We start from the raw sequence: 23,285 nt of genomic DNA, 5'->3' as shown, positions 1-23,285 counted from the left end.
TTAAGAACCGGTTAAGGCTTTGTGCGCTCAATGATGGGCGATGCCGAATCTGCAACCAAGTGCGGGAGGGGAAGCAGTGCCATTTGCGGCGATCTCAGATGGGCCGATGACGCGCGTATCCAAACGGGTGCTGCGCCACGGAGGCGCGATGCTTGGCCTGGGGGCGTCCGCGGCGGTGGCTGCGGTGCTGGTGCGCGATGCATTGTTTGCATCTGCGCTATTTTCGGTCGCGGGGGCACTGTTGGCGGTGATGGCAATGGCGTGGGTCGTTGGCCGCCTGGCCCGCCGCCGCAACCGCCAGTCGGTGCGCGCAGTTACGGAGTTTGTCGCGCATGACGCCGCCCCCAGCGTCCTCGCCGATGCAGACGGTGGCATTTGCCACGCCAACGCCTCCGCGCGGGCGCGATTCGGCGTATCCGAAAACGCTACTGTCGCCAGCCTCTTGCCGGACGTCTTCGCCAATCCCTCGGCGGTGTTGCACCGGCTGCAATTGCGCGCGCAGACCAACGGCGCAGCGCGCGAGGATGCGGTGATGCGCCAGGGGCATCTGCGCATCGCTGTGCACCGTTTGAACCATGGCGCGTTCCTGTGGCGGTTCGAGGATATCGCCGACAGGCCAGCGCCCGGGCGCTTTGGGTTGGCGCAGCGGTTGCCGATGATCACGGCGGGCCGCGGGGGCACGATCCTGTTCATGAACGAGGCGGCTCGCGTCTTTATCGGTCACCGAGTCAAATCGATCGAGGCGCTGTTTGGCGGCGCCGCGCCCCGCATGGGCGAGATCAACATGATTAACACGGTGGAGGGGCAGCGCGCCTGCCTGGTCTCGGACGGACCCGCCACCGGAGGACGCCGCGAGATCGTGCTGGTGCCGGCCAAATCGCCCGAAGTTGCCGGCGGTTGGCGGTTTTTCGAGGACCTGCCAGTGCCGCTTCTGCGTCTTGATGCCGACGCGTCTATTATCTTGTCGAATCGACTTGCCCGGGATCTTTTTGGAAAGGGAAATTGCGAAGGCCAGAGCCTTCCGAACCTGATGGAGGGGTTGGGGCGCTCCGTAGCCGATTGGCTGGCCGAAGCGATCGACGGACGGCCCGCGCGCAATTCCGAATTTCTGCGGCTCAGCCGTACGGACCGCGAGGTGTTCGTTCAGGTGACACTGACGCGTGTCGACACGGACGGCGCGCCCTCGCTGATTGCCGTTATCAATGACGCGACGAAGCTCAAGACGCTTGAGGCGCAATTTGTCCAAAGCCAGAAGATGCAAGCAATAGGGGAATTGGCCGGCGGGGTTGCGCATGATTTCAACAACTTGCTGACGGCGATTTCAGGTCATTGCGATCTGTTGCTGCTGCGCCATGACCAGGGTGATCCGGCCTATGCCGACCTGGTCCAGATCAACCAGAATGCCAACCGCGCGGCGTCCTTGGTCGGGCAGCTACTGGCGTTTTCGCGCAAGCAGACGCTATGCCCAGAAGTGCTCGATTTGCGGAATACGCTGTCCGACCTGACCCATCTGCTCAACCGATTGGTCGGCGAGCGGGTGCGCCTGAACCTGACGCATGATCCGGAGAACCCGATGATCCGCGCAGACAAGCGCCAGCTTGAGCAGGTGATGATGAACCTCGTCGTTAACGCGCGCGACGCGATGCCCGAGGGGGGTGAAATACGCATCGAGACCGATTGCATCACCCTGAAATCGCCGCTCGAACGGGATCGCGCGATTGTGCCGCCCGGGAAATACGTCCGCATCATGGCGTCCGATGATGGTGTGGGAATTGATCCCGAAAAGCTACCGAAGGTGTTCGAGCCGTTCTTCACCACCAAGCGGACCGGCGAGGGGACAGGGCTTGGCCTGTCGACGGCCTATGGGATTATCAAGCAAAGTGGCGGATACATTTTTGCCGATAGCGTGCCGGGCAGCGGCAGCAGCTTTTCACTTATCTTTCCGTTGCACGAGCTATCCCCGGCCGACCGGATCGAGGCACCCGAACCGCAGAGCGCGAAAATGCTCAAGGAACCCGAAGAGGGGGTTATCCTGCTGGTCGAGGACGAGGCGCCGGTGCGGGCCTTCGCGGCGCGCGCGTTGCGGCTACGTGGCTATACTGTCCTCGAAGCGGAATCCGCCGAGGGCGCGCTCGAGACATTGCAAGACAGCGATCTTGCGGTTGACGTATTCGTCACCGATGTCGTGATGCCGGGCATGGATGGTCCCAGCTGGGTGGTCGAGGCGCTCAAGAGTCGGCCCAACGTACGGGTGATATTCGTGTCCGGATACGCGGAGGAAGCATTTGGAAACGTGCGGGCCCATATCCTGAACTCCGTGTTTCTGCCCAAACCGTTCTCATTGTCCCAACTGACGGAAACGGTTTCTCACCAATTGCAATGAGGGGGCGCGGGCCTATTAGCGCCTATCGCGGGCCGATGGATTCCCACAGGTCAAACTCGGCCGCGCATTTGCGCCGAAGTTTCTTTTCCACGTCATGCGACAGCGTCAATTCGATATCGGGTGACACGTTCAGGCGTGGCAAGTCCAATGTCGCGTCAAGCCGCTCCTGCAAAAACGCGATCAGCGATGGCTGATCCTCATAGCGGAACAGGTGCGTCACCCTGGTCCCGTTCGGGCGCGGCTCAAGGAACTTGGCCTGGCTGCCGACATTGGCAAAACCGGGGCGTGGATTGTCCATGTACCCCTCGACGAACTCATCGAAAGTGATGTCGAAGGTGGCATTGGGGCGCCCACGCATGAACGGGCGCCGCCGAAACCGGTACCAGCTTCCCAGCCAACTGATCGGCTCGCGCATCACCGCCAGGGTTTCCATGTCGTCGGTCTTGCAGGCCTTCTCGAACATGGGCCGAAAGAAGCGGTTGTAGCGATAGACCGGCGCATGTTTCAGTTCCGGCGGCTCGAGAATCGCCATCGAGGCCATCGGCGCGAGCACAGCCTCAAAGGCCGTGGTGCCCGTCTTGGGCACTGACAGGAACACGAGTCGTTGTTTCCAAAATACCAGCATGACGCCTCTTGTCCCTGATTTTATGAGAAGTTTCCAGAATAAACCACTCTTTAACCAACTTGGGCAACAGTCGATGGTATAGATTTTATTTGCAATGTTCTCATTTTGTGCTCATAAGTTGGGATGGAACATAGGTAGAACAATCCAGCGATTGCTGCATCGCGGTCTCTGTGAAATAAGGAACCAAATCCAATGGCAACGGCAGATCTTCTTTCAATGGACAGCAAGAAAAACGCAGACAAGCAAAAGGCGCTCGATAGCGCCTTGGCGCAGATTGAGCGCCAGTTCGGCAAGGGCTCGATCATGAAGATGGGTGGCGACAACGCCATGCGCGACATCGAATCGACCTCGACCGGCTCGCTCGGCCTCGATATCGCGCTCGGGATCGGCGGTTTGCCGAAGGGACGGATTGTCGAGGTTTACGGGCCGGAAAGCTCGGGCAAGACGACGCTGACGCTACATTGCGTCGCCGAGGAGCAGAAGAAGGGCGGCGTATGCGCCTTCGTCGATGCCGAACACGCGCTGGACCCGCAATATGCCCGCAAGCTTGGGGTGGACCTTGATGAATTGCTGATTTCGCAGCCCGACACCGGCGAGCAAGCATTGGAAATCACCGATACCTTGGTGCGGTCCGGGGCGGTCAGTATGGTCGTGGTGGATTCGGTCGCCGCCCTCACGCCCAAGAGCGAGCTGGAGGGCGATATGGGCGATAGCAGCGTCGGCGTACAGGCGCGATTGATGAGCCAGGCGATGCGCAAGCTTACCGGCTCGATGGCGCGCAGCAACTGCATGGTTATCTTCATCAACCAGATCAGGATGAAAATCGGCGTCATGTTCGGCAGCCCGGAAACGACGACGGGCGGCAACGCGCTCAAGTTCTACAGCTCCGTGCGGCTGGACATCCGGCGCATCGGCGCGGTCAAGGATCGCGACGAGGTCGTGGGCAACGCAACGCGCGTCAAGGTCGTCAAGAACAAGGTCGCGCCGCCGTTCAAGCAGGTCGAGTTCGACATCATGTATGGCGAGGGGATCTCGAAGACAGGTGAGCTTCTGGATCTCGGGGTCAAGGCCGGCGTGGTGGACAAGTCCGGCTCTTGGTTCAGCTATGGAGACGAGCGTATCGGGCAGGGGCGCGAGAACGCCAAGCAGTTCCTCAAGGATAACACCAAGATCTCGTTCGAGATTGAGGACCAGATCCGCGCCGCGCACGGGCTGGAATTCGACGCGCCGCGCGATGACGGAGACGACGATATCGTCGAGGCATGATCCCCTCGCGCCCCGGCCTACCGGCCGGGGCGTCGAGTTGCGGTGGACAGCGGGGGCAAGCGGATATAAACGAACGGGAAATCCCGATCAGCCCGGAAAGAGCCCGCGATGCCAACGCTCAACGATATCCGATCGACCTTTTTGTCGTATTTCAACCGCCAGGGGCACGAGGTCGTGCCGTCCAGCCCGCTTGTCCCGCGCAACGATCCCACGCTGATGTTCGCCAATTCGGGCATGGTTCAGTTCAAGAACCTGTTCACCGGCGTCGAGCATCGCGATTACACCCGCGCCACCACGGCACAAAAATGCGTGCGGGCGGGCGGCAAGCATAACGACCTGGACAATGTCGGGTACACCGCGCGGCATCACACGTTTTTCGAGATGCTGGGCAATTTCAGCTTCGGCGACTACTTCAAGGCCGAAGCGATCCCCTTCGCGTGGGAGCTGATCACCAAGGAACTGGAAATCCCCAAGGATCGCCTGCTGGTCACCGTCTATCATACCGATGACGAGGCGGCGGATATGTGGAAAAAGGTTGCGGGCCTGCCGGACGATCGAATCCTGCGCATCCCCACGGATGACAATTTCTGGATGATGGGGCCGACCGGCCCCTGCGGCCCTTGCTCGGAGATATTTTTCGATCATGGCGAACAGTATTGGGGCGGACCTCCGGGCAGCCCCGAAGAGGACGGCGACCGGTTCGTCGAAATCTGGAACCTGGTGTTCATGCAGTACGAGCAATTCGAAGACGGCACCCGGCGCGACCTTCCCAATCAATCGATCGATACCGGCATGGGAATCGAGCGGGTCGCGGCCCTGTTGCAGGGCACCAACGACAACTACGCCACCGACATGATGCGCGCCCTGATTGAGGCAAGCGCCGACGCGTCCAACACCGATCCCGACGGCCCCGGCAAGACGCATCACCGCGTCATCGCCGATCACCTGCGGTCGACCTCGTTCCTGATCGCGGACGGCGTGATGCCCAGCAATGATGGCCGCGGCTATGTCCTGCGCCGAATTATGCGGCGCGCGATGCGCCACGCGCACCTGTTGGGGGAACGCGACCCGCTGATGCACAGGCTCGTTCCGGCGCTCGTGCAAAAGATGGGCGCCGCCTATCCCGAGCTGGGCCGCGCGCAACCCTTGATCGAAGAGACGCTCAAACTGGAGGAAACGCGGTTCAAGCAAACGCTGGATCGCGGCCTCAAGCTTCTGGATGAAGAGCTGTCGGGTCTGCCGCAAGAGGCTGCTCTGCCTGGCAAGGCGGCGTTCAAGCTTTATGATACGTACGGCTTTCCGCTGGATTTGACGCAGGACGCGCTGCGCGAGCAGGGGCGCAGCGTGGATGTTGAAGGGTTCGATGCCGCCATGGCCGAACAAAAGGCGCAGGCGCGCGCCGCCTGGGCCGGCTCGGGCGAGGCGGCCGATGCGGCGATCTGGTACGACATATCCGAGCAGCACGGCGCAACCGATTTCCTGGGCTACGATACCGAAACGGCCGAGGGGCAGATCCTGGCCATCGTGCGCGACGGCGCCGAGGTGCAGTCGGCGAAGTCCGGGGAAACGGTGCAGATCGTCCTGAACCAGACGCCGTTTTATGCCGAAAGCGGCGGGCAGGTCGGCGATAGCGGCGAGGTGCGCGCCAAGGACGGCATCGCGCGGATCACCGACACGCGCAAAACCGCCGGTGTTTTCATTCACTTCGCCGAGGTGCAGCAAGGCGAGATTGCCGTCGGCGGCTTTGCCGAGTTGGAGGTGGACCATGATCGGCGCACCGCGATCCGCGCCAACCATTCCGCGACCCACCTGCTGCACGAGGCATTGCGCCGGGCACTCGGGCCACATGTCGCGCAGCGCGGCTCGCTCAATGCGCCCGATCGCTTGCGGTTTGATTTCAGCCATAGCAAGCCGTTGGACGCCGAGGAACGCGCCCGCGTGGAGCAGGAAGTCAGTGCGTTCATTCGCCAAAATACGCCGGTCACGACCCGGATCATGGGCCCCGATGACGCGCGCGACATCGGCGCGCAGGCCCTGTTTGGCGAGAAATACGGCGACGAGGTGCGCGTTGTCTCGATGGGGCGGCTCGAAGGCACGGGCAAGGGTTTGGACGGCGAGACCTATTCGATCGAGCTGTGCGGTGGTACCCATGTAAACCAGACCGGCGATATCGGTGCGTTCAAGATCGTGTCCGAGGGGGCCTCTTCGGCCGGGGTGCGCCGGATCGAGGCCATCACCGGGCAGGACGCGCTGGTCGATGTGCAAAAGCACTATGCGATCATCGATGAGCTGGCCGGGTTACTGCATGCGGTGCCCGATGACCTGGCGGCGCGGGTCCGCCAGTTGCAAAGCGAGCGCAAATCGCTGAGCAACGAAGTGGCACAGATGCGTCGCGAATTGGCTATGGCTGGCGGCAGTCAGCAGGGGAACGATGTGTCTGATCAGCGCCAGGTCAACGGCGTTTCATTCGTCGCGCAGGTGCTGTCGGGCATCTCGGGCAAGGACTTGCCGGCGCTTATTGACGAGCACAAACAAAGGCTTGGCTCGGGCGCTGTGTTGTTAATCGCCGATGCAGGCGGAAAGGCTGCAGTGGCGGCAGGCGTGACCGATGATTTGACCGGCAAGATATCGGCGGTGGATCTCGTACGCGCCGCCGTGCCCGAACTGGGAGGCAAGGGCGGCGGCGGTCGCCCAGATATGGCGCAGGGCGGGGGGCGCGATGCCGCCAATGCCGACGCCGCAATCAAGGCCGCCGAGGCCGTACTAGGAGGATAAGCAATGCCCGCACTTTGGATAGCGCATGTCACGGTAACGGACGAAGACGCCTACGGGAAATATGCCAAGCTGGCCGGTCCGGCGATTGCCGCGCACGGGGGGCACTTCATCGCCCGCGGCGGTCGCTATGTACAGCTGGAAGGCAAGGATCGCCCGCGCAACGTGGTCGCGAAATTCCCCTCCGTTGAGGCGGCCGAGGAATGTTATCGCTCCGACGCGTACCAAGAGGCGCTAAGCCATGCGCGGGACGCGTCGGAACGCGAATTACTGATCGTTGAAACGTCGGAATAGCGGCCTGTCGTCAGTCGATGCCGACACCAACGCCGACGCCGATGCCACCAACGCTAACGCCTGCGCCGACGCCGATGCCACCACCGTCGGCGTCGCCATCGCCGCTGCCGTTATCGCCTCCGGAACCACCACCGCCGGAGCCACCACTGCCGGTGTCGCCACCGCCAGTACTGCCACCGCCGGAGCCAGACGAACTGTTGCTTCCGCTGCTGCTGCTGACCTGGACGCCTTCCGAAGCCGGAACCGGAAGCCCGTTCTGATCAACAACAACCCGGCCATTGCGATCAAGAAGCGGCTGGATATCCAACGGACGCTTCTGATCAAGCATCAGGTTGCCTGAATTGTTCAGCGTGAGCTGCCGCTCATACGTTTCGTTGTACGCGACCAATTTGAGATGACCCTCGCGCGGGTTCTTGATCATGCGCGATACAACGTAGCCCTGGCCACGGACGCGTTCTATCGTCGGCATCGCCACGGCCATGTCCCCGTCGGTTTGGGCAATTGCGGGCGCCGCCGTCGTCATGAGCGATAGCCCCGCCGCGAGTGCGATGGTCTTGACTGTTTGTACAAAAATCATGGTTACTCCTTCCTAATACCCCACGCTCCGCTCTGGTCAGCCTTAAGAGAAATCGCTTGCGTCAAAGGCATCCAGAGGGTGCACCATACTATTCTTTAGTATTACTACCCTAGTATAGTACATCTAAGATGGATGTTTAAAATTGCGGCAGACTTGTGGCGCAGAAATGGTGAAAATTTGGCGACCATTCACTACCACTGAAACCGAGGCGTCGGTTTCAGAGATACAAGTTATATGGATGCAGGAAGGGAGCCCGGCCCGCGCGGGGCCGGGTAGTGGCGCGCTCAGCTCGTTTTGGACATGCGCTTGCGCTCGTGCGGATCGAGGAACCGCTTGCGCAGTCTAACGGCATTGGGCGTCACTTCGACCAGCTCGTCGTCGTTGATATAGGCAATCGCCTCTTCCAGCGACAAGGTGACGGGCGTGGTCAGGCGCACGGCATCGTCGCTTCCGCTGGCGCGCACGTTGGTCAGTTTCTTGCCCTTCAGCGGGTTCACTTCAAGGTCGTTCTCGCGGCTGTGCTCGCCGATGATCATGCCTTGGTAAACCTGCTCTTGCGCGCCGATGAACAGGCGGCCACGCTCTTCCAGGTTCCACAGGGCATAGGCCACCGACACACCGTTTTCCATCGAGATCAGAACGCCGGCCCGCCGTCCGGGGATCGAGCCCTTGTGCGGCGCCCAGCCATGGAAAACGCGGTTGAGAACGCCCGTGCCGCGCGTGTCGGTCAGGAATTCGCCGTGATACCCGATCAGGCCGCGCGCGGGCACATGCGCCACGATCCGCGTCTTTCCGGCGCCGGCCGGCTTCATCTCGACCAGCTCGCCCTTGCGCGGGCCGGTCAGTTTCTCGATCACGGCGCCGGAATATTCGTCGTCCACGTCGATGGTGACTTCTTCGATCGGCTCCAGGCGGTTGCCATTCTCGTCTTCGCGAAACAGAACCTGCGGCCGCGAAATCGACAGCTCAAAGCCCTCGCGCCGCATGTTCTCGACCAGGACGCCCATCTGCAATTCGCCGCGCCCGGCCACCTCGAACGCCTCGCCGCCGGGGGTGTCCGTCACCTTGATCGCGACGTTTGATTCCGCCTCTTTCATCAGGCGCTCGCGGATGACGCGGCTTTGCACCTTCTTGCCGTCGCGGCCGGCCAACGGGCTGTCGTTGATGCCGAAGGTCACGGTGATGGTGGGCGGGTCGATCGGTTGCGCCTCAATCGGCTCTTCCACCGCCAGTGCGCAGATCGTGTCGGAAACCGTGGCCTTGGACATGCCTGCCAGGCTAACGATGTCGCCGGCGACGGCCTCGGGAATTTCCTGCTGCCCCAACCCGCGGAACGCCATGATCTTGGACACGCGGAACTGCTCGATCTTCTGGCCTATGCGGCTGAGTGCCTGAACCGTGGCGCCGGCCTTGATCCGGCCCGATTCGACGCGCCCCGTCAGGATCCGGCCCAGGAACGGATCGGCCCCCAGCGTGGTTGCCAGCATGCGAAACGGTTCGTTCTGGTGGTTGATCTGGCGGGGTTGCGCGACGTGGTTGACGATCAGGTTGAATAGCGCCGACATGTCCTTGCGCGGGCCGTCCAGATCCGCATCGGCCCAGCCGTTGATGGCCGAGGCATAGATATGCGGAAAATCAAGCTGGTCCTCGTCGGCGTCCAGGTTGGCGAACAGGTCGAACACCTCGTTCAACACGCGGTCGGGCTCTGCGGCGGGCTTGTCCACCTTGTTGAGCACTACGATCGGGCGCAGGCCCAGGGCCAATGCCTTGGAGGTGACGAACTTGGTCTGCGGCATCGGGCCCTCGGCGGCATCGACCAGCAGGCACACGCCATCGACCATCGAAAGGATGCGCTCGACCTCGCCGCCGAAATCGGCGTGGCCGGGGGTGTCGACGATGTTGATGCGGGTGTCTTTCCACTCGACCGACGTGGCCTTGGCCAGGATCGTGATGCCGCGCTCACGTTCCAAGTCGTTGCTGTCCATTGCGCGTTCGGTGGTGGCTTGATTCTCGCGGTATGTGCCCGATTGCTTGAGCAACTCGTCCACGAGCGTTGTCTTGCCGTGGTCAACATGCGCGATAATGGCGATATTTCGCAGATCCATGGTGCGTCCTTTGGGGGTGTTTGCGGCCACCTATACCGCATCGCAGCGGAATACCAGAGGCAAAGGCGCAAAGGCACGGCCCAACCGGGCCGCGCAAGGTGAAAAGCTGCGCCATGGCCATGCACAGGCCGGCGCGGGGGCTGAGATCAGCCCCCGATCAGAACGGAATTTCGTCGTCCAGATCGCGCGAAGGGGCGCCACCGCCCGATTGCGGGCCGGGATCGCCATAGTCGCCGCCGCTCTGGCCGCCACCATATGCGCCGCCGCTACTGTCGCCGCCTTCGCCGCGACCGTCCAGCATCGTCAATTCCGAGCGGTAGGGGCGCAGCACCACCTCGGTGCTATACCGATCCTGCCCGTTCTGATCCTGCCATTTGCGGGTCTCAAGCTGACCTTCGAGATAGACCTTGGAACCCTTGCGCAGATACTGTTCGGCCACGCGGGCCAGCGGCTCCGAGAAGATGGCAACGCTATGCCATTCGGTTTTCTCGCGCCGTTCCCCGGTATTGCGATCCTTCCAGTTTTCCGAGGTGGCGATGCGCAGATTGCACACCTTGCCGCCGTTCTGGAACGTGCGCACCTCGGGGTCGCGGCCCAGGTTGCCGATGAGTATTACCTTGTTTACCGAACCGGCCATGCCATTCTCCCGTCGAATCCTTTGTGCACAGGTTACACCACCGCAGCGATCTGAAGGAAAGGTTAATCTTTCTTCACTACGGCGGAATTTTTTCGGCCTTCCGCGCGGGTGTCTGTCGGGGCTGGAAAATCCCTGTGCTTTGGCCTATACTACGCGCTCGGATGCATGATTGGGGGACACATGCGTATCGGGGTTTCTGTTTTCGCGGGTCTGTTTGTCTTGGCCTCTGTCGGCGCAGGCGGCGCTGACACGGCGTCCAGTTCCCGCATGGCCCTTTTCCAGGGGCAAACCAGCGTTCTGGACAAGCGCAACGCGACCAAGAAGGCGGACAAGGTTCGCCTTGCCGCGCCACGCGTTGTCACGCCGACAAAATGGGGAAGCGCAAAGCCCTACAAGGGTCGCTATGATGGCCCGTACCTTGACATGGCGCGCAGCGCCGCGATGCGCCACGGCGTTCCCGCCGATCTGTTCCTGCGCTTGGTGCAGCAGGAATCGGGGTTCAATCCGCGTGCGGTTTCGCACAAGGGGGCGCTTGGCCTGGCGCAGCTTATGCCAGATACCGCACGGCGCCTTGGCGTAGATCCCGAAGACCCTTATCAGAACCTCGATGGCGGTGCCCGCTACCTTGCGCAGCAATACAAACGGTTCGCCTCGTGGCGGCTGGCGCTTGCCGCCTACAACGCCGGCCCCGAGGCGGTGCAGCGCCACAACGGCGTACCCCCCTACAACGAGACGCGCAATTACGTGCGTGTGATCTGGGGCGCCAGTGGCTGATTGCAGCGTCAGGGCTGGACAAATCCGCGTGCGGGTGCAGGCTGGCGCAGAACCGCTGAACAGGACACCCGATGCCGGAATACCTGCCGCTTGAATTGCCGGACAACCCGCGCCTGATTGAAAACGTCGCGCATTTCGCCCGCGCACTGCGCAAGGCCGGGCTGCCTATCGGGCCGGGCCGCGTGATGGACGCGGTGCGCGCGCTGCAAGTGGCCGGGTTCACCAACCGGCGCGATTTCTACTGGACGCTGCACGCCTGTTTCGTCAACCGCCCCGAGCACCGCCAGATCTACGATCAGGTCTTCCGCCTCTACTGGCGCGATCCGCGGTTCATGGAACACATGATGTCGATGATGCTGCCCGCCATCCGCGGTGTACAGGAAGAACGCAGCGCGCAAGCCGCCGAGAAGCGCGCCGCGCAAGCGCTGTTGGGGGATGCCGACCGCGACATGCCCGCCCCCGAGGACACCCCCGAGGAAGAAACCAAGATTGAGGTCGACGCCTCGATGACCATCTCGGCCGAGGAACGCCTCAAGACGCTGGACTTTGAGCAAATGAGCACCGATGAAATCGCGCAGGCCAAGCGCATGCTCGCCCGTCTGTCGCTGCCGGTCAAGCCGCTGCCCTCCCGCCGCGCGATGGCCAGTACGCGTGGCGCCCTGGTTGATCAGCGCCGCACGATGCGCTTGGCCATGCGGCGTGGCGGCGAGGTGCAGAAGATCGCGCTCAAACGGCCCCGTCTGCGTTGGCCCAACCTTGTGGTGCTTTGCGATATCTCCGGCTCGATGTCGCAGTATAGCCGCATGGTCCTGCATTTTCTCCATGCCGTCGCCAATGAAAAAGGCGCCGGCTGGGCCAAGGTACACGCCTTCACCTTCGGCACCCGGCTGACCAATATCACCCGCCATCTAGCCGCGCGCGATGTCGATCAGGCGCTCACCGCCGCCGGCGCCGAGGCGCAGGATTGGGAGGGGGGCACCCGCATCGGCTCCTGCCTGCACGAGTTCAACCGCGACTGGTCGCGCCGGGTGATGGGGCAGGGGGCGGTGGTGCTGCTTATTACCGACGGCCTCGACCGCGACGATAGCGCCGATCTCGCCCGCGAGATGGAGCGCCTGCACCTCAGCGCGCGCCGCCTGATCTGGCTCAACCCATTGCTCCGCTGGGATGGCTTCGCACCCAAGGCGCGCGGCATCTCTGCCATGCTGCCCCATGTCGACGCGTTCCGCGCCGGCCATTCCATCGCTAGCCTCGAAGACCTGGCCCGCGCTATTTCCGATAGCCGCGACAGCGGCGAAAAGGCCCGCCTGATGGCCATGATCTGATCACCGACACGTACCCATACTGCTGGCCATCGGAACATGCTCGGTCCTGATGTTCGGCAGAGGTCTGCTCCTCGGCGCGGGCTTGGCTTCGTCGCACTGGCCTTCGCGCGACTCGATAGGGTGACGGGACGCGGATCAACAGCCGCCGCGCCAGCGGAACACCCCCCACGCCCCTGCTTTACCCGGTTTCTTCTGGCCCCAAATATCCTGGGGGAGACGCGCCACCGGCGCGGCGGGGGCAAAGCCCCCAACCCCCTTGCCCTCCACACAAGGCGCTCCACCCTCTGGAGTGGCCGTTTGCAATTGACGGCCATCCGGCGGATGATACGCGCGAGGGCGCAGCCAGGGGAGAGCCATCAATGGACAACACACCCGAGATTGCGTTGGATTGGCACAAGGCGGGCAAGGGCGCCGCGCTGGCCACCGTGGTGGAAACATGGGGCAGCGCCCCGCGCCGCGTCGGCAGCCAACTGGCCATTTCCGGCGAGGGCGAGATCGAAGGCTCCGTTTCCGGCGGCTGCGTCGAAGGCGCGGTCGTGGTCGAGGCGCTCGAGGCCCTCGAAGAGGGCGAGCAGCGGCTGCTGGAGTTCGGCGTTAGCGATGGCGACGCCTTTGCCGTGGGTCTGGCCTGCGGCGGCACGATTCGCGTCCTGGTGGAACCCGTTGGCAGCGTTATGCCCGCTGATCTGCTTGAGGATCTGGTTGCCGCTCGCGCCGTGCGCCGCGCTGTCGCCTACGTGGTGGACATGCAAACCGGCGCCCGAAGCCTGACCGATCGGGGATACCCCGACCGCTTCCGCCTCGACCGCTCCGGGTTCGAGGATGGCGAGCGGCAGTTCATCGCCATTCATAACCCGCCCTTGCGGATGATCGTCATCGGCGCGGTGCATATCGCGCAGGCGCTGGTGCCGATGGCGCGGATCGTGGGCTTTGATCCGATCATCATCGACCCGCGCGACAGCTTCGCCACCGAGGCCCGCTTTCCCGGCGAACGGATCGTGCGCGACTGGCCCGACGAGGCGCTGGATGCGCTTGGCCTCGACGCGCGCACCGCGCTGGTTCTGCTCACCCACGATCCCAAGCTGGACGATCCCGCGCTGGAGCGGGCGCTTTCGTCCGAGGTGTTCTATATCGGCGCGCTCGGCTCCACCCGCACCCACGCGGCGCGGGTCGAGCGGTTGCGCGCGGCAGGTCACGATGATGACGCCATCGCGCGTATTCACGGCCCTGTCGGCCTCGATATTGGCGCGGCTGGCCCTGCGGAAATTGGTTTATCAATCCTTGGCGAGGCAGTTAAGATATTGAGAATGAAATGAAGTTTGGTCGCGTTTCACTGTGGGACGCTCAGGACGCGATCCTTGCGCATTCCGTCTCGCTCCCCGGCGGTCGGCTGCGAAAGGGGTTGACCCTAGAGGCCGATCACCTCGCCGCGCTTTCTCATGCCGGGTATGACGGTGTCACCGTCGCCCGCCTCGACCCCGGTGATGTCCACGAGGATGAGGCGGCCCTTCGCCTGGGACGTGCCCTCGTGCCGGACCCCGAGCAGGCCCACTTGCGCCTGAGCGGCGCCGCCACCGGCCGCGTCAACCTGATGGCTGATTCCGCCGGCATCGTGGTGATGACCCCCGCCGCGATCGTCGCCGTGAACCAGGTCGATCCCGGGATCACCCTTGCCACCGTCCCGCCGTGGCGGCAGGTCCGCCCCGACGGGATGGTCGCCACGGTCAAGATCATCTCCTACGCGGTTGCGATGGACCGTTTGGAGAAAGCCTGCACCGCCGCGGCAGGCGCCTTGCGGGTGCAGCCCCCGGTCCACCGCGACGCGACCCTGATCCTGACCGACGCGCCCGGGGCCGTCGATGAGGGGCCGGCGGCCAAGCTGGCGGACAAGGGGCGCCGGGCCGTGCGCGGGCGGCTGGACATGCTGGGCATGACCTTGCGGGAAACCCTTCGAGTGCCCCACGAGACGCGGGCGCTGGCCGATGCGATCACGCAGGCCCGGGGTGATATGATCCTGATCCTGACCGCCACCGCGACCTCGGATGCGCGCGATGTCGCACCCGCAGCCCTGCGCGCCGCCGGGGGGCAGCTTGAGCGGTTCGGCATTCCCGTGGACCCCGGAAATCTGCTGTTTCTGGGCGCGCTTGGCGCCCGCCCGGTGATCGGTCTGCCCGGCAGTGCGCGGTCCTCGGTGCTGCACGGCGCGGACTGGATGCTGGCCCGCGTCGCCTGCGGCCTGCCTCCCAATTCCAGAGAGATCGCGGAAATGGGTGTGGGCGGTCTTCTCAAGGAAATGCCCACGCGCCCGATGCCGCGAAAAGGATCAGGAAACACCGACACCTAGGCCCGCCCGGCGGCGCGGCGTGGTCGGCGATTGTTTATCAATGTACCAATTGCCCCCTTCTCAAGTGGACACCTGCATGCTTAACTCTAGATTATTGTTCCAAATATAAATCCAGGGAGGAAGACCATGCCAGAGGTCACGATGACCGTGAACGGCAAACCCGCGTCCGGCGAGGTCGAGGGGCGCACGCTGCTAGTTCAATTTTTGCGCGAAGATTTGAACCTGACCGGCACCCATGTCGGCTGTGATACCAGCCAGTGCGGGGCCTGCGTTGTCCATGTGGACGGACAGGCGGTCAAGGCCTGCACGATGCTGGCGGCTGAAGCCGACGGCGCCGAGGTGACCACGATCGAAGGTATGGCGGCGCCCGATGGTACGCTGGACCGGGTGCAGGAGGCGTTCAAGGAACACCACGGCCTGCAATGCGGGTTCTGCACGCCTGGCATGGTGATGTCGGCCGCGGCCTTGCTGCGCGATACGCCCAAGCCGACCGAGGCCGAGGTGCGCGAGTACCTTGAGGGAAACATTTGCCGCTGCACCGGCTATCACAACATCGTCAAGGCGATCATGGCCGCCAGTGGCCAGGAGGTGAGCGCGCTCGCGGCCGAGTAGCACGCAATACCGCCAGCCGTGCGCGAAAAGGCGGGCGAGGCGGTTGAGTATTTTTGGCAAGATGAAGGGCAGGGCGACACAATAAGGCCCGCCGTTTATTCAGGGAGGAATTGAAATGCCAAAGGATCATGGAATCGGCGCCAGCAGCAAGCGGCGCGAGGACGAACGGTTTTTGACCGGGGTCGGGAATTACACCGACGACATCAATCTACGCGGTCAGGCTTATGTGCATTTCCTGCGCTCGGACGTGGCGCATGGGAAAATCAACAAGGTGGACACATCGGCGGCCGAGGCGATGCCCGGGGTCGTGCGCATCTTTACCGGCGCGGATTTCGACGGCGTCGGCGGTCTGCCTTGCGGGTGGCAGGTGACCGACAAGCATGGCCAGCCCATGCAGGAACCAGCGCATCCGGTGCTGGCCCAAGGCAAGGTGCGTCATGTTGGTGATCCCATCGCGGCGGTAGTGGCCGAGACGGCCGCGAAGGCCCGCGACGCGGCGGAAGCAATCGAGTATGATATAGACGAGTTACCGGCCGTGATCGACATGAAAAAGGCGGTCCAGCCCGACGCGCCCAAGGTACATGACGACCTGGAGAGCAACCTTTGCTACGACTGGGGGTTTGTCGAGGAAAACAAGCCAGCGGTCGACGAGGCGTTTGAGAAGGCTGCGCATGTGACCACGCTGGAGCTGGTCAACAACCGCCTGATCGCCAACCCGATGGAGCCGCGCGTGGCCGTGGGCGACTATGCCCGCGCCACCGATGAAAGCACGCTCTATACCACCAGCCAGAACCCGCACGTAATCCGGCTGCTGATGGGGGCGTTCGTGCTGGGTATACCCGAGCATAAGCTGCGCGTCGTGGCGCCGGATGTCGGCGGCGGCTTTGGCACCAAGATCTTTCATTATGCTGAAGAGGCGTTCTGTACCTTTGCGGCGCGGGCACTGGCGCGGCCGGTCAAATGGACGGCGTCACGGTCCGAGGCGTTCATGTCGGATGCACATGGCCGCGACCACGTGACCAAGATCGAGCTTGCCCTGGATGCGGACAACAATTTCACCGCGTTGCGGACGGACACCTATGCCAACATGGGCGCATACCTGAGTACCTTTGCGCCGTCGGTTCCGACATGGCTGCATGGGACATTGATGGCGGGCAACTACAAGACGCCGCTGATTTACGTGAACGTGAAAGCGGTGTTCACCAACACGGTGCCGGTCGATGCCTATCGCGGCGCGGGCCGTCCCGAGGCGACCTTTCAGCTTGAGCGGGTGATCGACAAGGCCGCGATCGAATTGGGCGTGGACCCGATCGAGTTGCGGCGCAAGAATTTCATCACCGAGTTCCCGTATGAAACGCCGGTGGCCGTGGCCTATGACACGGGTGATTATCACGCCACGATGGACAAGCTGGAAGAGATCGCCGATCTGTCCGGGTTCGAGGCGCGGCGCAAGGAGTCCGCGGCGCGCGGACGTCTGCGGGGCTTGGGTGTGAATACCTATATCGAAGCGTGCGGCATCGCACCCAGCAACCTTGTGGGACAGCTTGGCGCACGCGCGGGCCTTTATGAAAGCGCCACGGTTCGTGTCAACGCGACCGGATCGATCAGCGTGATGACCGGCAGTCACAGCCACGGGCAGGGGCATGAGACCGCCTTTCCCCAGGTGGTTGCCGATATGCTGGGCATTGACGAGTCGATGATCGACATCGTGCACGGCGATACCGCCCGGGTGCCGATGGGGATGGGCACCTATGGCTCGCGGAGCCTTGCGGTCGGGGGCAGCGCGATGGTGCGCGCCACCGAGAAGGTAATCAACAAGGCCAAGAAGATCGCCGCGCACCTGATGGAGGCAAGCGAGGCCGATATCGAGCTGAAGGATGGTCAGTTCACCGTTGCGGGCACCGACAAGTCGGTCGCTTGGGGCGACGTGACCCTGGCCGCCTATGTGCCGCACAACTACCCGCTGGAGGATATCGAACCCGGGCTGGAAGAGACCGCGTTCTATGACCCCAGCAACTTCACCTATCCCTCGGGCGCGTATGCCTGCGAGGTCGAGGTGGACCCGGAGACCGGCAAGGTCACGATCGAACGGTTCGCCGCTGCAGACGATTTCGGCAACATAATCAACCCGATGATCGTTGACGGGCAGGTGCATGGCGGGATTGGTCAGGGTATCGGTCAGGCGCTTCTTGAAGGATGCGCTTACGACGAGAACGGACAGCTTATTACCGGCTCTTACATGGACTATGCCATGCCGCGCGCCGATGATGTGCCGTTCTACCAGGTGGATCATTCGTGCCAGACACCGTGCACGCACAACCCGTTGGGGGTGAAGGGCTGCGGCGAGGCAGGAGCCATCGGCAGCCCGCCGGCTGTTGTCAACGCGGTGGTTAACGCGTTGCGTAGCGGCGGACACGACCTCACCCATATCGATATGCCGCTCTCGCCGTCGCGCGTGTGGCAGGCCATGAACGCTTGAGGAGGCATTCCCATGTATAATTTCGACTTCGTGAAGCCCTCCAGCATCAAGGAGGCGGTCGAGGCCCTTGGCACCGAAGAGGCGCAGGCACTTGGCGGCGGGCAGACGTTGATCCCGACGATGAAACAACGCCTGGCGATGCCGGCCAAGCTGGTCAGTCTGAGCGGCATTGCGGAAATGAAGGGCGTAGGTAAGAACGCCGCGGGCGAGCTTGTCGTCGGGGGCGCGACACCGCATGCCACGGTGGAACGCGAGGCTGGCGATTATCCCGCACTGGCCGAATTGGCGCGCCATATCGGTGACCCGGCCGTGCGCAACCGCGGCACGATCGGCGGTAGCCTGGCGAATAACGACCCATCGGCCTGCTACCCCGCCGCCGTGCTGGGATCGGGCGCGACGGTTGTGACCAGCAACCGCGAGATTGCCGCCGACGACTTCTTTGAGGGGATGTTCACCAACGCCCTTGAAGATGGTGAGATCATCACCGAGGTGCGGTTCCCCATTCCGCAGGCCGCGAACTACCAGAAGTTCGAGCAACCCGCCTCGCGATTTGCCCTTGTGGGGGTGTTCGTGGCGAAGCTCAAAGATGGCGTGCGCGTTGCGGTCACCGGCGCCTCGGAAGAGGGGGTGTTCCGTTGGGGCGAAGCCGAGAAAGCGCTGTCGTCGGATTTCTCGCCCTCCGCGGTGGAAGGGCTGAGCGTCAGTGCGGACGGGATGATCGCGGACCTGCACGGGTCTGCCGCGTATCGGGCGCATCTGGTCGGTGTGCTGACCAAGCGCGCGGTGGCTGCGGCAGGGTAACGCCGCGCTCAGGGGGCGCCGGCGACGGGTCGGCGGCCCCCCCCCGGGGGGGCTAAGCGGCGCCCTTGAGACGTTGCATCAGGCCGGGCAGGGCGCTGAAATCGTCAAAGCGCACCATGTGCGGTAGCGCGTCGACGGGCGATTTTCGATACCCTTCGGTAAAGAGGGCAAAGGGGATGCCGGCCGCTTGCGCGGTGTCGGCATCCACTTCGCTGTCGCCGACATAGGCGTGCGCCCCTGCGCCCAGCTTGTCGAAGGCCAGCTTGAGCGGCGCGGGATCGGGCTTTTTCTCCGGCAGCGTGTCACCGCCCACAACCGCCGCGAACATGTCTTGCAGGCCGAAGTGCTTTAGCACGGCCTGTGTCGCCAGCGCGGGCTTGTTGGTGCACAGGCCAAGACGGTAGCCAAGCCCCGCCAGTATGTCGAGCGTGTCTGCAACGCCTGGATAGAGCGTTGTTGCCTCGAACGTCGTCTCGTAGAGCGATGTGAACTCTGCCAGCAGGATTGCGTGCGTGGCGTCAAATCCGGTCGATGCGCGATCAAACCCGTTCGCGGCCATCATCTGCGCGACGAAGTGGCCAGCGCCGTGGCCAATGAAACTGCGCGTTTGTGTCATGGTCAGGGGTGGCAAATCCCGCTTGCCCAGCACGGTATTGGCGATGATGCGGATATCCGGCGCGCTGTCGATCAGGGTGCCGTCAAGGTCGAAGACGATTGCGCTCATGCTGCTTTCCATTTGATTGAGCAGCCCATCGAGGGCGTTTGCTCGGCCGGGCCACGCCCGGTTTGTGCAACTTGTACCATTGCCTCGTACAATTCGCGCGGCGCGTCCGCCGGCGCCGGGTTGCGCCCCGATGCATCCAGCCGTCCCCGGTATTGCAGGCCAAGATCCGCGTTGAACCCGAAAAAATCGGGCGTGCAGGCCGCACCATAGGCCCGCGCCACTGCCTGGTTCTCGTCATGAAGGTAGGGAAAGGGGAGCCCGCGCGCTTCGGCAAGCGCCTTCATATTGTCAAAGCTATCGTCGTGATGTGTGTTTGCATCATTGGCACAGATCGCCGCCACGCCGATGTCATGGTCCTGCAACTCCCGCGCATCGCGGATGATCCTGTCGAGGACCGCCAGGACGTAAGGGCAGTGGTTGCAAATGAACATGATCAGCGTGCCGTTTTTGCCCGCTATGTCCGCCAAGCCATAGCTGCGCCCGTCCGTGCCGGGCAGGGTGAAGTCCGGCGCGGGCCAGTCGAAATCGCAAACAGGGGGCGTCACGGCCATTCCATCCTCCTTGTGTGTTTTGTGCCCGGCTGCTGCCAGTCGGACAGCCGTAGATCGGCAAACGAGTCCAACACCGCGCGTGCAAGCGCGAAGTCCTGCCCTAGCGTATAGGGCCCCGGCGATACGACGCAAGCGATCCCGGCCCGGTGCGCCGACAACAGGCCGTTGCGACTATCCTCAAGCGCCAGGGCCTGCGTGGGCAGGAGGCCCAGCCGGCGCAGCGCAAGGTTATAGACGTCCGGTGCAGGTTTCTTGTTGGCCACCTCGTCCCCGGCGGCGATCACGTCGAAAACATGCGCGGCTGGCTGCTTGAACGTGGCGCGGATCAAGGCATCAACGTTGCTCCTACTGGTAGTTGTCGCGATTGCGATATGCAGCCCTTCCGCGCGCGCCTGCGCAATCAGCCCCGCGATCCCGGGGCGCAGGGCGATGTGTCCCTGCGCGACCATGGTGCCATAGCGCCGGGTCTTGTCGGCGTGAAGCTGTGCAATCTGGTCGGGGCTCAGCGCATCGCCGGGCGCGTGATTCTGGATATATGCGCGGATGCGTTCCTTGCCGCCCGTCGTCATCAACAGCGCACGATAGAGCGGTATCGTCCAATGCCAATCAAGGCCCGACGCCTTGAAGGCGGCGTTGAAGGCGTGGCGGTGCAGCTCTTCCGTCTCGGAAAGGGTGCCGTCAACGTCGAAGATCAGCGCCGTTAGCGGATTCAATTCCACCGTGTTCATCACCCGATCGCGCCCTGTGCCGCCTTTCGGATGGCGCGGATATTGGTGCCATAGGGGTCCGGGTCCGAGACGGAGCCGCCCTTGAACACCGCCGATCCGGCGACCAGAACGTCCGCTCCGGCGGCCGCGACCAGCGGTGCGGTGTCGGGGGTGACGCCGCCGTCGATCTCGATATGCACGGGACGATCGCCGATCAGGGCGCGCAGGGTGCGCACCTTGTCCGTCAGGTCCAGAAACGATTGCCCGCCAAAGCCGGGGTTCACCGTCATCACGCAGACCAGATCGACCATGTCCAGAAGCGGCGCCACCGCCTCGGCCGGGGTGCCGGGATTGAGCGCAAGGCCCGCCTTGCACCCCGCCGCGCGGATCGCCTGCAACGTGCGGTGAATGTGCGGACCCGCCTCCAGATGCGCGGTCAGGATATCGGCGCCGGCCTGCGCGAACGCCTCGATATACGGGTCCACCGGCGCGATCATCAGGTGCACGTCCATCACCGTGGTCACATGCCGCCGGAACGCCGCCACCGCGGGCGGGCCGAAGGTGAGGTTGGGCACGAAGTGGCCGTCCATCACGTCCACATGCACCCAGTCGGCGCCCTGCGATTCGATCGCCCGGATCTCGGCCCCGAAATCCGCGAAGTCGGCCGAAAGGATCGACGGTGCGATCTTGATGTCTTGTCGTTTGGGCATGGGGATTGTCCTTGTTTTTGGCGCGGGGCGACCCGGCAAGCCGCCCCGCGCCGGGGGGAGGTCAGGCGGCGGAGTTGAGCCGCAATGCCTTGCGCCATTCGGGGTAGAGCGCGTCGGCGTCCTGCGGGAAGCTTTCAAAGGCGCGGGCGAACTCCTTGTGATCCTTGGCAAACTCCAGCGGGTCGGCGCTTTGCTTCCAGCATTCCTCGGCCTGCCTGAGCGAGGTGGCCCCCGCCGCGGCCCCGTCGATATGCCCGAACGCGCCGCCGCCGGCGGTCAGGATCAGGTTGGAATGCCCCAGGTTACCGAAGAAGCCGGGCATGCGCAGCGCGTTCATGCCGCCGGAGATGATCGGCGTGGTCGGCCCCATTCCGGCCCATTCCTGATGGAAATAGGGGCCATCGGCGCTGTCATCGGTGATCATGTAGGCCATCAGCTTGTCGGCGGCTTCGCCTTCCATCTTGCCAAAGCCCATGGTGCCGGTGTGAATGCCGCTTGCGCCCTGCATCCGGGCCATTTTCGACAGAACGAACGCGGTGTAGCCGCGCATGGATTGGGGCGAGGTCACGGCTCCGTGCCCGGCCCGGTGATAATGCAGGTACTGGCGCGGGAAACTGCGCCGCGCGGTGGTGATCGCCGCCGGGCCGGTAACGTAGCCATCAACCAGGAACGCAACGTGATCGGCGTTCTCGGCAAAGGTCTCAAGGATGAACTCCGCGCGTGCCAGCATCTCGTGGTGGTCATCGGCGGTGATATTGGCCGAGAACAGCTTGGCCTCGCCGGTGGCATCCTGTGCCCGGCGCATCGCGTCCGCAACCAGCGGGATCGTCTGCTTGAGCGGCGCAAATGTCTGATTGCCCTGCGGCTCATCATTCTTGATGAAATCGCCGCCCAGCCAGAAGTCATGGCACGCATCGGCAAAGGGTTTGGGACGCAGGCCCAGCTTTGGCTTGATGATGGTGCCGACGATGAAGCCGCCATCGACGTGGGGCCGGCCCAGAACGCGCCACAGATCGCTGATCGTGGTCGAGGGCCCATCGAACAGACGCAAGAACGCGGGCGGCACCCAGAAATCGTGCATCTTGGCATATTCCACGTCACCCATGCCCTGGTTGTTGCCAATGGCAAGGGTCAGAAACGAGCAGATCATCGCCCGCCCGTCGGTGATGTTGCGATCGAACAGATCGACCGGATAGGCGATCTTCATCAGCTCGTTCGCCTCGTCGATCTCGTAGACAAGCGCATCGACCCCGCGCGTGAAATCATCGGTGGTCGAGACATCGACATTCGTCCCGGTCGAGCTTTCGGCGGCGAAATGCGCGGCGGTTGCCAGGTATCCGTATCCGGTTTTCGGGCGCATGTGATAGGCGACAAGTACATGATTGCCTGCCGACATAAGATCGGCCTCGCTCAGGGTCAGGTCGGCGTAGCGGTTTGACTGGTCCATTTCTAATTCCTCCTTGGGGTGGTTTCAGGCGGCTTTGGATGCGGGGATGCGCGGGGCCAACGTGCCCTTTGCGTATCGCTCGGCCATGTCGTCGAGGGGGATGGGTTTGATGCGGCTGGCCTGGCCGGCGGCGCCGAAGCGTTCGAACCGGT

The 23,285-nt window shown here is 63.3% G+C and carries 20 protein-coding genes; 11 read left to right on the top strand and 9 right to left on the bottom strand.

Annotated features, from left to right (window positions below):
• Positions 1 to 106 precede the first annotated feature (106 nt).
• Complete coding sequence (locus G568_RS0102410) at positions 107 to 2,383, top strand: ATP-binding response regulator (protein ID WP_157084241.1); 2,277 nt, start codon at positions 107 to 109, stop codon at positions 2,381 to 2,383.
• 22 nt (positions 2,384 to 2,405) lie between these two features.
• On the opposite strand, the gene G568_RS0102405 is transcribed toward G568_RS0102410, so the two are convergent.
• On the bottom strand, positions 2,406 to 3,008 hold the full coding sequence (locus G568_RS0102405) for a sulfotransferase family 2 domain-containing protein (RefSeq protein WP_026756552.1): 603 nt from the start codon (positions 3,006 to 3,008) through the stop codon (positions 2,406 to 2,408).
• 192 nt (positions 3,009 to 3,200) lie between these two features.
• On the opposite strand from G568_RS0102405, the gene recA reads away from it, so the two are divergent.
• The 3 genes from recA to G568_RS0102390 all read left to right on the top strand — a co-directional run bounded on the left by recA (position 3,201) and on the right by G568_RS0102390 (position 7,340).
• Positions 3,201 to 4,274: a recombinase RecA gene (gene recA, locus G568_RS0102400; RefSeq protein ID WP_026756551.1), complete on the top strand. Its 1,074-nt coding sequence runs from the start codon at positions 3,201 to 3,203 to the stop codon at positions 4,272 to 4,274.
• A 108-nt stretch (positions 4,275 to 4,382) separates the two neighbouring features.
• Positions 4,383 to 7,049 carry an alanine--tRNA ligase gene (gene alaS / locus G568_RS0102395; protein WP_026756550.1) on the top strand — a complete coding sequence of 889 codons (2,667 nt, stop codon included), beginning with the start codon at positions 4,383 to 4,385 and terminating at the stop codon, positions 7,047 to 7,049.
• A 3-nt stretch (positions 7,050 to 7,052) separates the two neighbouring features.
• A complete protein-coding gene (locus G568_RS0102390; RefSeq protein ID WP_026756549.1) occupies positions 7,053 to 7,340 on the top strand; it encodes a DUF1330 domain-containing protein in 288 nt (95 codons plus the stop codon).
• A 10-nt stretch (positions 7,341 to 7,350) separates the two neighbouring features.
• Here G568_RS0102390 and G568_RS0102385 read toward each other — a convergent pair whose 3' ends face one another.
• From G568_RS0102385 to ssb, 3 genes are all read right to left on the bottom strand, one after another.
• On the bottom strand, positions 7,351 to 7,917 hold the full coding sequence (locus tag G568_RS0102385) for a hypothetical protein (RefSeq protein WP_026756548.1): 567 nt from the start codon (positions 7,915 to 7,917) through the stop codon (positions 7,351 to 7,353).
• Positions 7,918 to 8,201: 284 nt separating this feature from the next.
• Complete coding sequence (typA, locus tag G568_RS0102380) at positions 8,202 to 10,022, bottom strand: translational GTPase TypA (RefSeq protein ID WP_026756547.1); 1,821 nt, start codon at positions 10,020 to 10,022, stop codon at positions 8,202 to 8,204.
• A gap of 157 nt (positions 10,023 to 10,179) precedes the next feature.
• Positions 10,180 to 10,659 carry a single-stranded DNA-binding protein gene (ssb, locus tag G568_RS0102375; RefSeq protein ID WP_026756546.1) on the bottom strand — a complete coding sequence of 160 codons (480 nt, stop codon included), beginning with the start codon at positions 10,657 to 10,659 and terminating at the stop codon, positions 10,180 to 10,182.
• A gap of 180 nt (positions 10,660 to 10,839) precedes the next feature.
• On the opposite strand from ssb, the gene G568_RS0102370 reads away from it, so the two are divergent.
• The 7 genes from G568_RS0102370 (at position 10,840) to G568_RS0102340 (ending at position 18,994) form a co-directional block, all read left to right on the top strand.
• Positions 10,840 to 11,433 carry a lytic transglycosylase domain-containing protein gene (locus G568_RS0102370; RefSeq protein WP_026756545.1) on the top strand — a complete coding sequence of 198 codons (594 nt, stop codon included), beginning with the start codon at positions 10,840 to 10,842 and terminating at the stop codon, positions 11,431 to 11,433.
• A gap of 71 nt (positions 11,434 to 11,504) precedes the next feature.
• Complete coding sequence (locus G568_RS0102365; protein ID WP_026756544.1) at positions 11,505 to 12,758, top strand: vWA domain-containing protein; 1,254 nt, start codon at positions 11,505 to 11,507, stop codon at positions 12,756 to 12,758.
• A 359-nt stretch (positions 12,759 to 13,117) separates the two neighbouring features.
• Positions 13,118 to 14,074: an XdhC family protein gene (locus G568_RS0102360; RefSeq protein WP_026756543.1), complete on the top strand. Its 957-nt coding sequence runs from the start codon at positions 13,118 to 13,120 to the stop codon at positions 14,072 to 14,074.
• The gene (locus tag G568_RS0102355) at positions 14,071 to 15,102 is read left to right on the top strand and encodes a molybdopterin-binding protein (RefSeq protein WP_026756542.1); all 1,032 of its coding nucleotides are present in this window, start codon (positions 14,071 to 14,073) and stop codon (positions 15,100 to 15,102) included. The genes G568_RS0102360 and G568_RS0102355 overlap by 4 nt, the downstream gene beginning before the upstream one ends.
• A gap of 126 nt (positions 15,103 to 15,228) precedes the next feature.
• Positions 15,229 to 15,714 (top strand): (2Fe-2S)-binding protein, encoded by a 486-nt coding sequence (locus G568_RS0102350; protein ID WP_026756541.1) that lies wholly within the window; start codon positions 15,229 to 15,231, stop codon positions 15,712 to 15,714.
• 115 nt (positions 15,715 to 15,829) lie between these two features.
• Positions 15,830 to 18,193, top strand: coding sequence for a xanthine dehydrogenase family protein molybdopterin-binding subunit (locus tag G568_RS0102345; protein ID WP_026756540.1), 2,364 nt, complete (start codon positions 15,830 to 15,832; stop codon positions 18,191 to 18,193).
• 12 nt (positions 18,194 to 18,205) lie between these two features.
• Entirely contained in the window at positions 18,206 to 18,994 is a 789-nt protein-coding gene (locus G568_RS0102340) for an FAD binding domain-containing protein (protein WP_026756539.1), read from the top strand.
• 52 nt (positions 18,995 to 19,046) lie between these two features.
• Here G568_RS0102340 and gph read toward each other — a convergent pair whose 3' ends face one another.
• The 5 genes from gph to G568_RS0102315 form a co-directional block, all read right to left on the bottom strand.
• On the bottom strand, positions 19,047 to 19,718 hold the full coding sequence (gene gph / locus G568_RS0102335) for a phosphoglycolate phosphatase (protein ID WP_037373540.1): 672 nt from the start codon (positions 19,716 to 19,718) through the stop codon (positions 19,047 to 19,049).
• The gene (locus G568_RS0102330) at positions 19,715 to 20,269 is read right to left on the bottom strand and encodes a thioredoxin family protein (RefSeq protein WP_026756537.1); all 555 of its coding nucleotides are present in this window, start codon (positions 20,267 to 20,269) and stop codon (positions 19,715 to 19,717) included. Before G568_RS0102330 ends, gph begins: the two co-directional genes overlap by 4 nt.
• Positions 20,260 to 20,997, bottom strand: coding sequence for an HAD family hydrolase (locus G568_RS18015; protein ID WP_051202600.1), 738 nt, complete (start codon positions 20,995 to 20,997; stop codon positions 20,260 to 20,262). Before G568_RS18015 ends, G568_RS0102330 begins: the two co-directional genes overlap by 10 nt.
• A complete protein-coding gene (gene rpe / locus G568_RS0102320; protein WP_026756536.1) occupies positions 20,997 to 21,686 on the bottom strand; it encodes a ribulose-phosphate 3-epimerase in 690 nt (229 codons plus the stop codon). The genes G568_RS18015 and rpe overlap by 1 nt, the downstream gene beginning before the upstream one ends.
• Positions 21,687 to 21,747: 61 nt before the next feature.
• Entirely contained in the window at positions 21,748 to 23,133 is a 1,386-nt protein-coding gene (locus G568_RS0102315) for a ribulose-bisphosphate carboxylase (RefSeq protein ID WP_026756535.1), read from the bottom strand.
• Positions 23,134 to 23,285 lie beyond the last annotated feature (152 nt).

Origin of the sequence: Sediminimonas qiaohouensis DSM 21189 (genome assembly GCF_000423645.1) — a bacterium.
Taxonomy (GTDB): domain Bacteria; phylum Pseudomonadota; class Alphaproteobacteria; order Rhodobacterales; family Rhodobacteraceae; genus Sediminimonas; species Sediminimonas qiaohouensis.
The sequence above is the reverse complement of the archived record's forward strand: the minus strand, read 5'-3'. Positions and strand labels throughout refer to the sequence as shown.

Bases quoted from the DNA above. Each gene is read 5' to 3' on its own strand.
- G568_RS0102330 (WP_026756537.1), bottom strand. From the start codon at position 20,269: ATGGCCGTGACGCCCCCTGTTTGCGATTTCGACTGGCCCGCGCCGGAC.
- G568_RS0102410 (WP_157084241.1), top strand. From the start codon at position 107: ATGACGCGCGTATCCAAACGGGTGCTGCGCCACGGAGGCGCGATGCTT.
- recA (WP_026756551.1), top strand. From the start codon at position 3,201: ATGGCAACGGCAGATCTTCTTTCAATGGACAGCAAGAAAAACGCAGAC.
- G568_RS0102345 (WP_026756540.1), top strand. From the start codon at position 15,830: ATGCCAAAGGATCATGGAATCGGCGCCAGCAGCAAGCGGCGCGAGGAC.
- G568_RS0102315 (WP_026756535.1), bottom strand. From the start codon at position 23,133: ATGGACCAGTCAAACCGCTACGCCGACCTGACCCTGAGCGAGGCCGAT.
- G568_RS0102405 (WP_026756552.1), bottom strand. From the start codon at position 3,008: ATGCTGGTATTTTGGAAACAACGACTCGTGTTCCTGTCAGTGCCCAAG.
- G568_RS0102385 (WP_026756548.1), bottom strand. From the start codon at position 7,917: ATGATTTTTGTACAAACAGTCAAGACCATCGCACTCGCGGCGGGGCTA.
- G568_RS0102340 (WP_026756539.1), top strand. From the start codon at position 18,206: ATGTATAATTTCGACTTCGTGAAGCCCTCCAGCATCAAGGAGGCGGTC.
- G568_RS0102360 (WP_026756543.1), top strand. From the start codon at position 13,118: ATGGACAACACACCCGAGATTGCGTTGGATTGGCACAAGGCGGGCAAG.
- G568_RS18015 (WP_051202600.1), bottom strand. From the start codon at position 20,997: ATGAACACGGTGGAATTGAATCCGCTAACGGCGCTGATCTTCGACGTT.
- ssb (WP_026756546.1), bottom strand. From the start codon at position 10,659: ATGGCCGGTTCGGTAAACAAGGTAATACTCATCGGCAACCTGGGCCGC.
- typA (WP_026756547.1), bottom strand. From the start codon at position 10,022: ATGGATCTGCGAAATATCGCCATTATCGCGCATGTTGACCACGGCAAG.
- G568_RS0102390 (WP_026756549.1), top strand. From the start codon at position 7,053: ATGCCCGCACTTTGGATAGCGCATGTCACGGTAACGGACGAAGACGCC.
- G568_RS0102365 (WP_026756544.1), top strand. From the start codon at position 11,505: ATGCCGGAATACCTGCCGCTTGAATTGCCGGACAACCCGCGCCTGATT.
- G568_RS0102355 (WP_026756542.1), top strand. From the start codon at position 14,071: ATGAAGTTTGGTCGCGTTTCACTGTGGGACGCTCAGGACGCGATCCTT.
- gph (WP_037373540.1), bottom strand. From the start codon at position 19,718: ATGAGCGCAATCGTCTTCGACCTTGACGGCACCCTGATCGACAGCGCG.
- rpe (WP_026756536.1), bottom strand. From the start codon at position 21,686: ATGCCCAAACGACAAGACATCAAGATCGCACCGTCGATCCTTTCGGCC.
- G568_RS0102350 (WP_026756541.1), top strand. From the start codon at position 15,229: ATGCCAGAGGTCACGATGACCGTGAACGGCAAACCCGCGTCCGGCGAG.
- alaS (WP_026756550.1), top strand. From the start codon at position 4,383: ATGCCAACGCTCAACGATATCCGATCGACCTTTTTGTCGTATTTCAAC.
- G568_RS0102370 (WP_026756545.1), top strand. From the start codon at position 10,840: ATGCGTATCGGGGTTTCTGTTTTCGCGGGTCTGTTTGTCTTGGCCTCT.